Origin of the sequence: Aporhodopirellula sallentina SM41 (genome assembly GCF_000346505.1) — a bacterium.
Classification (GTDB): Bacteria; Planctomycetota; Planctomycetia; order Pirellulales; family Pirellulaceae; genus Rhodopirellula; species Rhodopirellula sallentina.
This window is the reverse complement of record NZ_ANOH01000415.1, coordinates 1-13479: the sequence shown is the minus strand read 5'-3', so window position 1 is coordinate 13479 and position 13479 is coordinate 1. Positions and strand designations below refer to the sequence as shown.

Here is a 13479-nt window from a genome sequence, read left to right as displayed (position 1 = left end):
TTTGATCAACGCGTCGCGGTTTTCGGGTTTGATTCCGATGCCGAGCGTCCACTCTTTCGTCCAGTCATCGTAATCCGTGTTTTGCCCGTCTCCGCGACCATTTTCGCCGTGGCATTTGCTACACGCAGCAATCTTTCCTCGGAACAATTCACGTCCTCGCTCCACCGATGCCGTCAAAGTCTCCGCTCGATCATCCGACATCGCGGCGACGAATTCCTCATGCGAATCGGGGACGACGAAATCTTCCGGCGGATCGGGAACTTCCACGACCGCATCGGGAGCTTCCAACCAAGCTTCGCCAATTTCCATCGCAAAGTCTTCTGCCAGTTCCCATGAGTCTTCGAACTCTTCTTTTTCTTCTTCGTCCGCTGAATTTTGGAACGCGGGGTTGATGATCCGATCGCCTTCTTCGAAATCCAGTTCGTAGATCGCGTCATCGATCAACATGCGTTCCAACTCACCACGCCACGACAGGTAGATGACGTAGTCGACGAGCGCCTCCACGTCCTCCTCGGTCAAACTCGGAATGGCGACCATGCGTGAACCGTTGATGCCGTTCTTGATCAATCCCGCGAGGTCTTCACGCAGCGGCTTTTCACCGCGTTCGGTCGATTTGAATTTGAACACACCCTTGCGATAGTCGCGTGGATACGGATTCATTGTCGCCGACAACTCGCCACGACCGTTTCCGGTGACGCCGTGGCAGGTGACACAATGCGTTTGGTACAAACCACGGCCTTCTTCGCCGATGCGTCCCGACGCGAGATGCAGATTTTCGACTGAAACGATCGACGCGAACTCTTCATCTTCGGTAATGACCGTAGGCAATTTCGGGTCTTCGGGAGTGCCGAACATTTCAGTGACGATCCAAAACGCGTCCTCACTCGCCTGTTCCATCGGCACGCCTTCCTTGATTTCATACTTCATCGCGTGAACCAAGTTCGGTTCGAACTCGAGCGGTTTGGTTTCTTGGCTGCAACCGCCGATCGATCCCAACATGACCGCGACCATGGCGATCAGAACGCCCGCATTGATGATCCGAATCGACGGCATCACTCGGGACAAATTGCCGCACTCGAAATTTGGTTCATGCCGCTTCCGGGCGTGCATTCGCGGACTGCAGAGACAGCTCTGTTGATATTCGTTCGTCGTCATGATCGATCCTACCACCGGCACCGAAGAAGTTTGGGGAAAGGCAATCGAGAGGCTGCGACGGACATTTCATGCGTCCAACGGCGGGTCACACCGCGTGCCGGGACTACTGATTCGGGGTCACCGTGTCAGGATGTTCAAAGTCGCGTGCTTCTCTCGAGAGCGATTCGATCATTGTACCCAATCGGTCCCCGAGACGGCAGAGCAGCGGATCGGGTTCTCCCCGTGGTCCACGTTGCGTGGGCACCTCGATCGCTTCGTCCACTTCGATCACGACCTTCATCGGCATCGTCTCTTTTGCCTCGCCGTAAATCGCTTCTTGAATCCGTTGGATGGTTTCAAAGATTCGCGTGTCGGTGATTTGGCCGGGCGTCAAATACTGATCCGGAAACGACAACAGGAACTGAGCCAAATCGGCCGCTGACGAATCCGCGAGATATTCGTCTGGGTTGCGATCCACCGGTTTCCCTGTTTCCGGATCCGGCGCGAAATAGGCCGCCGCGACCGCACTGCGAACTTTCCGGACACGTTCGCGCACGCACGCCTCAGGCAAAGTCGCCAGTCCATAACGACCTTCGCTTCGCGCTAGAAGAAACTGAATCAACTGATCTCGTCGAGGCCGCAGGTCACCCGCGGACGCTTTCCCGACGTGCTCGATTTCTTTCAGAGCCAGGTAGGCTTCCGAAACACGGTACAAACGCTGCAGGATCATTTGCGGGTCGGTGCCCGTTTGACGCGGCTGCCAACTCAATTCCAATTCCAACTCTCGCAGCTTGTCATCGGCCCACTTCCATGCGTCCCCGACACACAGATACTTCAGCCCGACCGGATGCATCACCACTTTGCCGCCGTTGGCCTTCTGTCGTTTTTTCGCAGCGGTCCGGGCGATGAAACTCACTCCTTCGAGCAACGGTTTCATTAGGTCGTTGGTGCGGTTCGTCGTTCCTTCGGGGAACAGCACGAGTGGTCGCTCTGCGGTCACCAAAATATCGATTGCCGTTTCAATCGCTTGACGGTCGTTGCCTTCTCGGTTCACGCTGAACGCCCCCATTCGCCGCAGAGCAAACGCTTCGAACGAGTTCGTGTTGAACAGGTGCCACGATGCCATCGCGAACAGATGCGTGCCGACTTCCCGCGCCAACCAACCGAGCACGATCGGGTCGGCGTAGCGACAGTGATTCGGTGCCAACAAGATCCCGAGCCCGGCGGCCAGCGAGTCGGCGAACCGATCTGCGTGACGCAGTTCGTAGTCCACGACCGCCTCTCGCTTACGAAGGTGCCATTCGATCAAACGAAAACTTTGAATCGCAGAGGGCCACAGATTCCCACGATGAGGAGGCACAAAAGAATACGGCCGGTCGAGAATAACGGTCATGACGATTTAGACGAGGGTGGGCAATCTAAACAACGCGTGGATAACAACGAGAGCCCATCGCGGCCAGATGGGTACGCCATGGTTCGCGAATTTTAGCGTTTTTTACCCCTGAGCGTCGGTTCGCTTTGATCCCTTTCGCCTCACCGTCGGTCGGGAACGATTAGTGTATCCGTACCGCGAATCGTGCTCTGTTACGATCCCGCAACCGCAGCAATCATCAACAGGAACAGCACAAACCCAACGATCCCACCGATCAATGCAAACAGTTTGGCGTAAGAGAACGGTGATGATCCCACGATCAGATTCGCGTTCTGGCCGCAGATCACCACGCGGTAAAGTTGATCTCGATAACGATAGGCGAGCACGTAAGCCGGCAGCGCATACCGCCGCGTGATCAATCGCCGTAAAACAATCGCGACGCGTACCTTTCGAAAACTCGTCCCCGGAATGTGCTGGGCCCGAACCCGGTCGGCGGCGGTTTGTTCGATTGCCGCGAGCACTTGCTGCCGAGCTTGGCTGCGGGGCACGTCAAAACGTTCGAACGTTGCATCGTCGCCGCCCCCGGACGGAGACGTATTGCCTGTCCCCAATTGCATCCCCGGCGTGATCGCATACGCCTCCGATTCGCTCAAACCACGCGACCCCGACACCAACATGTCATCGAAACGCAGCGGTGTCTGACCGCTGTGCGGTGCCCAGGCCGAACGCCCTGACCCGGCGTTGGAGTCCGCCGTCCAACTGACCAACGCCTCCGCGTCGAAGATCCACGCCACCCACCACAACGGTTTGATTTCGGTCAGCGTCGACGATGACGAAAGGTCCGACGGGGTGAACCAACCGCGAGTCCCGAGCCACGCTTTCAACGCCGCCCGTGCTTCGTCGATACTGACCGTCATCGGCAAGTAGACTTCCGTTTGCTCCATCGGGTCATCAACCGTTTCGACACGGAGCACCTCGCCGCAGAACGAACACGCCGGTGCCTGGTGATCGGGATCGTAGGTGATCGCCGCCCCACACCCGGTGCACCGCAGCAAGGTGACAGACACTTTTTCATTCGCAGACCGATCCGTCTGAGGAGCGGCTTGCCCGCAGATCGCGCATCGCAAATCCCCAGGCTCGAGCGGCGAATCGCAGCGGCTGCAGTGAGGCAGTTCAATCGCCTCGTGAACTTCTTCATGCTCGCTCATGATGCCATACTCGCCAAGAGAATCACGAGCAAAATCAGGCCCAAGACCGCAAAGACGGCAAACGCCACCTTGGTGGTCGAAACGGGAACCATCCCACCAACCCGGCCGGTTTGTCCGTTGACCAGAATTTGCACCGGAGGACGATCTTCCGCATAGCGAACGGCGTATGACCAAACCGGCAGCAACACCAGGTCGATGACTTCGTTGTGCAAGTTCGCGTGGAACTGCAAACCGCGATGACTGTCGCCGGGCATGAATCCCTGTAAACGCCGTTCCACCATGGCGATCGTTTCATCGTGAGCCAACCGAAAACACTCTTCTTTCGAACGCGTCGGCTCTTCGGCCAACCACCCGGCGACGAAAGAATCGTTGTAGGCTCGAAGTGCGCGCAGATCGAACGGCTCAATCGCCTCCAACGCTTCGTTGGTCACTCCACCGGACGCGGTGACGATCACGTCGACAACGTAACACTGATACTGTCCCGACAACGGTCGCCATTCGGTTTTGGTCACCGTGCGGGTACGTCGAACACTTTTGCCCTGCGAATCGGTCGTGGTGTATGTTTCGGTTTCAGTGTAGTTTTCACCGATGCTCGCCGAGTAATTCGCACTCACGACGGCCCCGTACAGATACGCCGGCAGATAAATCCCGTGAGTCAACTCCGGCACCGCGGCCTTGAAGTCCGAACGTGCGAACAGATGGCTCTTGGACATCCAGTTGCGAACCGCTCGCGTCGCACGTTCATGGTTGACCACAAACCCAACCAGGAACGTCGGTGAAGGCCGGTTCGCGGTTGGTGGGCGACGGATAATCGACGGCGACGCGCAGTACGGGCAGGTCGTCGAACGTACCTTGGCGGCCACCGACAACACCGCACCGCATGATTGACATGCGATCTCGGTGGTTGTTTCAGCGGGAGGGGCAGACGCCATGGGATCCTATGGTTTGAAAGTCGTCGGGCGTTGGTGCAGTGAGAAAGAACCTCGAATTCTCGCCGTAGACCGATTCACCCAGTTTTAGGGAATCTGAATTCTGACGCATCCGGATGCGGGGATGGAGTACTGTACAGCGATTCCGTCGGCCGACACCCGTAGCCGGAGTCGCCAGACGTTCGAGGACCGTCTGAATTCAGGAGAATCCAGCTACGAAGTGGACGCATTCAGATACGAAGTGGATGCAATCCAGCTAACGATTGAGGCCGCAGACATCAGCAATCGGGGCGCGAGATTTCGCAGGCGGGCAAAAATATTTGATCACGCGAGAGACCATCACCTACAGCGGCGCGTTCATCCGTGGCTATAGAAAACTGTGGACCGGCATCACCATGATTTTGCCGTCACCGATGCGTCCGGTTCGCGTCACCGAGACGACTTTCTCGAGCACATGATCCAACCTCGAGTCGTCCACCCACATCGTGATTTGCACCTTGGGGACGAAAGCCTCGGAGTATTCACTGTCTTGATACTGATCGAGGTAACTTTTCTGCCGGCCATATCCCTTCACCTCGAACACACTGAGACCTTCCAGCGGCGCGCGTTGCAATGCGATCAACACTTTTTCGGCCAGGTGAGGCGCAACGACGGTGACGACTTGTTTCATCGCATTGGTTTCGTTCTATGAACTGGTGACTGCTCGACGTGCCAACAGTTCAGCGATCTGAACGGCGTTAGTGGCGGCACCTTTACGCAGGTTATCACTCACACACCAAAACGCGATCCCTGAATCGGAACTGATGTCTTGGCGAATCCGGCCGACGAAGACGTCGTCCTTGCCGTCACAATCGCGTGGCATCGGGTAGGAGTGATTGTCGAGGTCATCGACCACGGTGACTCCTTCGGCCGCCTGCCACAACTCGCGTGCTTTCTCGGCGGTGATCGGTTCCCTCGTTTCGACCAGGATCGACTCACTGTGACCGATCGCGACAGGAACCCGAACCGCAGTCGGACAAACCGCAATGCTCTCGTCGCCGAGAATCTTGCGAGTCTCGTACACCATCTTCATCTCTTCGCTGGTGTAACCGCAATGCTTGTCCGATCCGATTTGCGGGATCAGGTTGAATCCGATCGGATGTTGAAACGTTTCTGGCGTGTGCGTTTGACCGTCGAGCGACGCGCGAACACTGGATTCCAGCTCGACGTTTCCTGCCAAACCGGCTCCGCTGGTCGCTTGGTAAGTACTCACGACAACCCGGCGAACACCGACGGCGGCGTGGATCGGAGCGAGCGCGACCACCATTTGCGTGGTGCTGCAGTTCGGGCTTGCGATGATCCCTTGGTGGTTCTCGACGGCCTGCGGGTTGACCTCTGGGATGATCAAAGGAACCTTCGGGTCCATCCGCCAATAACCACTTTCGTCGACCACAATGGCTCCCGCCTCGACGGCCCACGGTGCGAACTCGGCCGAGACCTCATCCGGTGTGCTGGCGATGACCAGATCGACACCTTTGAACGCAGACGGTTCGAGCAGTTCGACCGTGATCTCCTCGTCGCCATAACGAACTTTGCTGCCGGCGCTCCGCGAGGAAGCGAGCAAACGAAGCCGTCGCATCGGGAACTTCCGAGCGTGCAGCTGGTCTAGAACGATACGACCAACGGCACCGGTGGCACCGACCAAAGCAACACAATCAAACACGATAGAAACGTCAGGGTCAGAGGGCAGGGGCATCCGGTCAACTCAGCGACCCGATGCGACACGAAAATGGGAAACAACGCCGCCTAGCGACGATCCATGCGGCGGGCGATTGCCTCACGCGGCAATGGCATGATCTTGGCGGCGCCGCCGGTATTGTGCAACAGATCGGCACGATCCGGTTTGCCTTCGGCGTCTTCGTATTGGACCAAGAAAGCACCGACCTGGATGCCGTTTTCTTGGTAAACCGGTGGCCAGAACTCTTCGGCGCGGATCGCCAACGTCTTGGCCAACAAGCGTGTCGCACGGCCTGAGAATCCACTGAGCACCATGTCCAAACGGCCGAGTGCCTCGCGGAACAAATAGAACACCAACGCGGTGTCCTTGCCGTTGCCGCCGGCATATTCCCACGTGCCGTCGTCTTTCTCGTAGTAGAAGCCCGGATGAGGCGCGTCTTCGTTCTTGCTCAATCGCATCCCCGCCGACGCTCCATCCGGTTTCGGATCGCTGTCGCGGTAACGCAGGAAGAACGGGCACGAACGAGCCGATACGTCATCGACATCGTCCTCGGTCACAAACGGAGTGCAACCGAACGCGTCGGAGAACAGCAACTCGACCGTCGGGTTACTCTTCACACTTCCGATGCAGATGATTCCCCGGTCGCCGGTTGCGTTGGTGAATCCTTCAAAAACTTCACCGGCACGGGCACGGGCATCCTCGAGCGAAACTTGCCCGGGGCTCCACACCAACGATTGCTGGATGCGATCGGGGCTCGGCACGTCGGCCGGTCGGCTCGATGTTTCGCTGCCGGCCGACTCGCCAAAGTGCTTGGCGACGCCGCCGAGAGTCGAGATACCGTTGAGCAATTCGCCAACGAGAACCGAGTCGCTCGCGACGACCATTGCGTTTTCTGGCGACGACTCGCCTTCACCTTGGCGGACACCAACAACAATTTCGATGTCACTGCGGCGGGCCAACAGTTCCCAGAAGTTCTCCGCGTTGATCGCGAACAACGCACCGGGCAATTCATCCGCCGTCGCGTGCCCTTGATCAATCAGATAGTCACACAAACGCGAGAGAGCATCGAGCGGGATGTACTTCGCTTCGTTTTTCAAAAGCGATGCCACCTGGTGGCGATCCAAACCCGTGTGCTCCACAATCGCCTTGATCGTACCTGGGCGTTTGCGACGGTCGGGAGTATGCCCGAGGAGTTCTGCAAGCCGAAAAGCGTATCTCATAAGTTGCCACTAGCAAACGGAGGAGGGAGAGGAGGTAAGCAGTAAGAGTGTCGCCTATTGATGCGTCACCGGGCTCCCAACCAGGCCACAAAAAGTGAACTGAATTGGACTGGAGCCACAATATCGCTCAATCACCAATACCTTCGGGACACATCTTGAACGAAGAATGCCGAAGGGGGAAGTCACCTACATTAGGTAATTCCCTTACCTGCCGGAATGATTCCCGTCGGGGGCGGTATTCTATCCGAATTCTGACCGCTAACGGGACACATGCCGGTGGTTTCAACACGATCATTCCGAATTTCGGGCAATCAAGCCCCCACTTTGCGGCGAAAACCGATATCCAAACCAAAACGATCACTCGCTGTGACTTGCAACCACGGTAAAATGAAAGTTGAGTTCAAGTTCGCCGAGACGTAACGATCGCCCGGAATTACTGCGGTAAAAGTAACGGCCGATAAATGCGCAAACGGACGAGCAAACCGCCACAATGATTGCCACCCTCGTATCACTGCTCCGATCTGACCGCCACGATTATCTAAAGACTGATTATTTCACCTTAACGGAAGAGCGTCCTGCCCCCGCAACGGTTCGCCCGACCGTCGATGTTCACTACAAAGGAAAAGCCGTAACGGCGGATCAAACTGGGGGCCGCCAGTCACTCAACCTAATTTCGAACTCGAAAGACGTTTTATCGGGGCCTCGCATTCAACCCACCCGAGATTGTTATTTCGAACCAAATAAAATTTGGGAATTTTCGTTCTATCAATAGCAGCATGCCCCCGCATTCCGCTCAAACACACGCCGCCTCAAACGCTTTCAACGGATCGCAGTAGACTTTTGTCGAATACCACCACCCGCCCGAACGAATCGCACGTTGACTCTGACAAACGGCGAAACGACTCCGACAAACGTCCAAACCGCCCGGCTGGTTCCGCCGGTTCGGGAACGTCTGCGTCCGACCCGATCGAGTCGTTCGTGCTCGACAAGATTTCCGCCGCACAAGACTCACTTTGGCGAGCGGAACTCACCCGCCGAGTCTTAATCCTGGTGATCGCATCGATGGTAGTTGGGCTGGGTTGGCTGGTGATGGACCAATGGATCTGGTCGCCAGGCGTTTGGGGACGAACGATCGTCGCCGCCGTGCTGCTCGCCGCTGTTGCCGCGTACGCCTACCTGCGGCTTTGGCCGGTCGTGCATCTGCGAATCCGAGAAGACTACGCCGCCCGCGCTCTCGAACGCGACCACCCCGAACTCGGTCACGCCCTGTCGAGCTACGTGAGTTTGCGTCAGCAACGCGCCAATCATCCTCGCGGTCAACTCGCCCAACGGGTTGTTCAATCTGTTGGTGCCAACGCCGCCGCGAAACTGAAACACATCGACGCTCCCCCTAGTGAAGCGACAGGGTTGATTTCATGGTGGGTGACCGCGATCGCTTTGCTCGCATTGTTGGCAATCTACGCTCTGGCATCGCCCAAAAACTCGGCCCAATCCGTCGCTAGGCTCGTCCGCCCTCTGGCGAATCTCGACGCACCACGCCGAGTTCAGATCACCGACGTGACTCCCGGTGACACCGAAACGTTGGCCGGACGCAGCCTCGAGATCGGTGCAACGGTCAAAAATCTCGGCGACGAAGAACCGGTCTACTTCCGTTGGGACACGCCGCAGAGCGAACTTGTTGACGCCGGCAATCCTGGCAGCCCTGCGGACACGCAAGGAGAAACCTCCCCGACGCAAACACAATTGCTCCTGAGCAACGCCGACGGTGACCTCGACCGATACGTCGCCACGATTCCGATCTCGCATCACGCTAAAGGAACCCGCCGCTACCACATCGTCGCCGGCGATGCTTCGGTTGGCCCCTACGAAGTTTCGATTCGTGACACGCCGGTCGTCCAAGTCCGTGAGGTGATCTATTCGCCGCCGGCCTACACGGGAAAAACCAAACACACCAGCCACACGGGTTCCATTCAAGGCGTCGACGGAACCAAAGTCGAACTGGTCGCGTCGGTCAACCGTCCGATCACTCGAGCGATCATCGAATTCAACCCGCGAAAGGTCGGCCAAGACCTCCAGGCCACCGCCGGTGCGAGCGAGATGCAAATCGCCGGTGACGGCATGTCAGTCCGATTCGCGTTCCCGCTGCGATCCCGCAAAGGCGGCGCAATCGAACTGCAGGATTATCGCATCCGGGTTTGGGACGACGTCGGACAAACCAACGCGGATCCGATTGTCTACCCGATTCGCGTCATCGAAGACCTGCCACCGGAAATCACCATCGTGGTTCCGCAACAATCGGTCAAAGACGTTCCGATTGATTCCGAACAAGTCTTCGAAATCCATGCGGCCGACGTTGACTACGGTCTCGCCGAAGTGGAAATCGAAATCCACCGTGGCATTGACCTGATCGCCCGCTCGACGCTGTGGAAAGAACCCGCAGGCAAACTCGGCAATCAAGTCATCGAGTATCGCTTCCGGCCTTCGCGAATGATCGTCGTCGCACGCGACGGCGGAATCCGAGCCCGACGTGGCGGCGGACTGATCGTTGGCGACGAAGTCGAGGTGGTTGCGATCGCGACCGATAACCGGACCGATCCGAACGACGCGACCATCGTCCCGGGAGTGACACGAACCGAACCGGTCCGCCTGCGAATCACCGCCGCAACCTCACCCAATAATCAACCGACCAACGAACCAGACCAACCGCAAGGCGACCGCGACTCGTCCAAACAGCAAGGCGGCGGCCAATCCGATGACGGACAACAAGGCGGCTCCGGAGGCGGCCAGTCAGGTGAAGGACAACAGGGCGAAGGACAACAGGGAGAGGGGCAGCAAGGAGAAGGCCAACAAGGAGAAGGCCAACAAGGAGAGGGCCAACAGGGTGAAGGACAACAAGGCGAAGGTCAGCAGGGAGGCGATTCACAAGGGCAAAACCAATCCGGTGACAGCAATTCGGACGACTCCTCGGACGCTGGCTCGGAAATGACAGAGTCCGGCGGCGAAGATTCCGGCAGCGACGCATCTGACAACGGAGGATCTTCAAAGGGACAACCATCAAACGATGGTAAAAACACCCCATCCGAAAACGACCGTTCTGATTCCAACGACTCGCCCCCCAGCGAAAACAGCGACGCACAGTCATCGCAAGGCAACAACGCAAACGCGTCCGAGAACAATCGATCGGGCAAACCCAACGGCGGCGATCCATCAAACGCTGCCGACGACACTCCCCAAACGCCGCCGCAAGACGACGCGGAGGCGTTCGAGCGGATCCAGGACTACCTCAACGAGAAACGAAACAACCCGTCCCAAAATCAGGACAATGGGAATCGTGATTCGTCACGCCAACCAAACGATGACCGCAATCAGAACGGCGGAAACTCAGGCGAGCAATCGAATCAACAACAACTCAACGACTCGGGGAACGAATCCGAATCAACCGAAGGCCAAGGCAACGACAACAACGATGCCTCGGGTGAACAGTCACGCGATGGAAACCCGCCACGCGGCCAAGATCCGAACGAGAATGCATCCGAATCATCTAACAAATCGGATCAACCATCGGGCGACAACTCACGCGATCCATCAATGAACAACCAAGACGGACCCCAGTCGCAAAATCAAAATCAATCGCAAAACGAAAACACGCAAAACGACGCCGCACGGGACAACGAGAACTCGGCCAGCGACCAATCATCAAGCGACCAATCATCAAGCGACCAATCATCGAGTGACGGGGCATCCGGCGATCAAGCATCCGACAACCAGTCCGGTGACGGTCGCTCTGACGACAGCCAAACCGGCGAAAGTGAACGCACAGAGGAATCCGGCAAGGAAAATTCGAGCGAATCCGGCAAAGGTTCCGAAGACGGTAACGACGAACAGGGCTCGAACTCAGACAGCGATCAAGACACGAACGCCGACACCCCGTCAGGGCAGAACCGCGACAGCCAATCCGGTAGCCGCGATGCTGATCCGTCTCGATCGGATGATTCCGGTGCGAGCGAAAACCAAGACGGATCGCCACAAAATGATTCCGGATCAGACAGCCCGTCCGGCGAACATCCCGACAGCCAACCGGGACAGAATGGGGAGAGTCAGTCGCAACCGGACGGATCGCCATCGGACTCGCAGTCGGGCGATCCACAGGAGCAGAATCCGAATCAAGATCCCGGCAACAGCGACATGCCCGCGTCCAACGCGAACTCGTCAAACCAATCGAGCGATAGCCCTGGCGAACCTTCTCCGTTCGATCAAAACCCTTCGAGCGATTCGTCTCAGGGCGGGGGCTCGGGACAATCCGGAGGTGGCGTCGGCGAAGAAGTCCCGGCGGAAAACGAACTGCCCGACCCGGTCGATATGGAATACACCAAAGCGGCCACGGACATGGTTCTCGACTACCTCGACGAAACTCGCACCGATCCCGATCCGGAATTGCTCGAACGATTGAAGTGGACCGAACAGGACCTCCGACGATTCCGCCAACGTTGGCAGGACATCAAACCGATCGACGGGGCACCACCAACAGACGCGCCCGCCGCAGACGAAATCGAAGAGGCTCTCCGCAGTCTCGGCATGCGTCCGCCGGGCAACACTCAGTCCAACCGCCGCGACCGTGCCGACGACATCCGCGGTCTACGCGACTCCGGCAACCGCCGCCCCGCACCAGCCAACATCCGCGATGCCTTCGACGCCTTCCGCCGCGGAATCTCTCGCGACTAGAGCATTCGGGTACCCTGCGTCTGCAATCCCCGTAGTCGCATTCGCCAGAATTCAATTTTTTTTTGCAGCCTCCCGAGCACACCTTCTGTTTGAACCGTCTCGAGACTGGCACACCTTTTGCAAAACCGTTCGCTGAACCCGCAACGCCCTTCACTGGCGTTTTGTGAACTGCGAACTTGCAACATAGGATGCCCCAATGAGATTCCTGTCTCCACTGCGTTTCACCGCCCAACTCGTTCTACTCGTCTTCTTGGCCGGCTGCGACGACAACATCGATGCCAACTCACCGTTGGCCGATACCGAACCATCGACCACCCAAAACGTCGACGTTGCAAACGCTCCACCTAACGCTCTCGAGAACGAATCCGCCACCGACGACTCGGTGCAGAACACGCAACCAATCACCGCCTCAACCACCTTGGTCGCGATCGGCGACAATGACGTCGAAGGCACGATTGAGTTTGTGCAGCGTGGCGATACCGTGAAAGTCACCGGCGAAGTCCGCGGGCTATCACCTGGGAAACATGGTTTTCATGTTCATGAAAAGGGTGACCTCTCCGATACCGAAACCGGCAAATCAGCGGGCGGTCACTTCAACCCGACCAACCAAGAACACGGAAAGCCGAGCGAAGAGAAGCGGCACGTGGGCGACCTCGGCAACATCGAAGCGAACGAAGACGGCGTCGCGAAGATCGACATCACCGATGAAGTCATCTCGCTCGATGGCCCGAATTCAATCATCGGACGATCGTTGATGATTCACGAGGGAGAGGACCAATTCACTCAGCCAACCGGTGACGCGGGAGGACGAGTCGCCTTTGGAAAGATCGAGAAGAACTAGTTTTCATCCTCCCACCAGATGAGAACTCAACCCCAAGCAACCGAGGCACTCCGCCTCGTTAACATAAAGATGGCACCCACCATCGCCGCACGAGCCTGCCAAGCGCACCAGCGCTTCGCAGGCTCTCGGCATATTAGCAGCGCCCAAAAAGCGACTTTCCCCCGTAGCGAAAGTCGCCAAGACTTTCGGCGATTCACCACCCCCACCGAAACTCTCGGCGGGTTTTGCGACGTCAGGCTTCCCTACCTCCATGGCGACGTAGGCCGGATCAAGGAGCCACGCGACGCGGATCGGGCAACCACGCAACACTTTCCGCCGGAACAGCGCTTCGCTCGG

Annotated in this window: 9 protein-coding genes; 2 read left to right on the top strand and 7 right to left on the bottom strand. The window is 57.7% G+C overall.

Annotated elements, in window-relative coordinates; translation table 11 throughout:
* The 7 genes from RSSM_RS27110 to RSSM_RS27080 form a co-directional block, all read right to left on the bottom strand.
* A partial coding sequence (locus RSSM_RS27110; protein WP_236621427.1) for a cytochrome c occupies positions 1-1155 on the bottom strand: 1155 nt, incomplete at its 3' end.
* A gap of 103 nt (positions 1156-1258) precedes the next feature.
* A complete protein-coding gene (locus RSSM_RS27105) occupies positions 1259-2527 on the bottom strand; it encodes a 1-acyl-sn-glycerol-3-phosphate acyltransferase (protein WP_008687261.1) in 1269 nt (422 codons plus the stop codon).
* 191 nt (positions 2528-2718) lie between these two features.
* A complete protein-coding gene (locus tag RSSM_RS27100; RefSeq protein WP_008687260.1) occupies positions 2719-3714 on the bottom strand; it encodes a hypothetical protein in 996 nt (331 codons plus the stop codon).
* Complete coding sequence (locus RSSM_RS27095; protein ID WP_044303780.1) at positions 3711-4646, bottom strand: hypothetical protein; 936 nt, start codon at positions 4644-4646, stop codon at positions 3711-3713. The genes RSSM_RS27100 and RSSM_RS27095 overlap by 4 nt, the downstream gene beginning before the upstream one ends.
* Before the next feature lie 364 nt (positions 4647-5010).
* Positions 5011-5313: a P-II family nitrogen regulator gene (locus RSSM_RS27090; protein WP_008687257.1), complete on the bottom strand. Its 303-nt coding sequence runs from the start codon at positions 5311-5313 to the stop codon at positions 5011-5013.
* A gap of 15 nt (positions 5314-5328) precedes the next feature.
* Complete coding sequence (locus tag RSSM_RS27085; RefSeq protein ID WP_044303779.1) at positions 5329-6345, bottom strand: aspartate-semialdehyde dehydrogenase; 1017 nt, start codon at positions 6343-6345, stop codon at positions 5329-5331.
* A gap of 83 nt (positions 6346-6428) precedes the next feature.
* A complete protein-coding gene (locus tag RSSM_RS27080) occupies positions 6429-7580 on the bottom strand; it encodes a helix-turn-helix domain-containing protein (protein WP_044303778.1) in 1152 nt (383 codons plus the stop codon).
* Positions 7581-8420: 840 nt separating this feature from the next.
* Between RSSM_RS27080 and RSSM_RS27070 the strand changes: the two genes are divergently transcribed.
* Positions 8421-12302, top strand: a complete 3882-nt coding sequence (locus tag RSSM_RS27070) for a circumsporozoite protein-membrane associated protein (protein ID WP_236621424.1) — start codon at positions 8421-8423, stop codon at positions 12300-12302.
* 196 nt (positions 12303-12498) lie between these two features.
* Positions 12499-13143: a superoxide dismutase family protein gene (locus RSSM_RS27060; RefSeq protein ID WP_008687248.1), complete on the top strand. Its 645-nt coding sequence runs from the start codon at positions 12499-12501 to the stop codon at positions 13141-13143.
* Positions 13144-13479: the final 336 nt, after the last annotated feature.

Coding starts and splice junctions, on each gene's coding strand:
- RSSM_RS27105 (WP_008687261.1), bottom strand. CDS start 2,527: ATGACCGTTATTCTCGACCGGCCGTATTCTTTTGTGCCTCCTCATCGT.
- RSSM_RS27100 (WP_008687260.1), bottom strand. CDS start 3,714: ATGAGCGAGCATGAAGAAGTTCACGAGGCGATTGAACTGCCTCACTGC.
- RSSM_RS27095 (WP_044303780.1), bottom strand. CDS start 4,646: ATGGCGTCTGCCCCTCCCGCTGAAACAACCACCGAGATCGCATGTCAA.
- RSSM_RS27090 (WP_008687257.1), bottom strand. CDS start 5,313: ATGAAACAAGTCGTCACCGTCGTTGCGCCTCACCTGGCCGAAAAAGTG.
- RSSM_RS27080 (WP_044303778.1), bottom strand. CDS start 7,580: ATGAGATACGCTTTTCGGCTTGCAGAACTCCTCGGGCATACTCCCGAC.
- RSSM_RS27060 (WP_008687248.1), top strand. CDS start 12,499: ATGAGATTCCTGTCTCCACTGCGTTTCACCGCCCAACTCGTTCTACTC.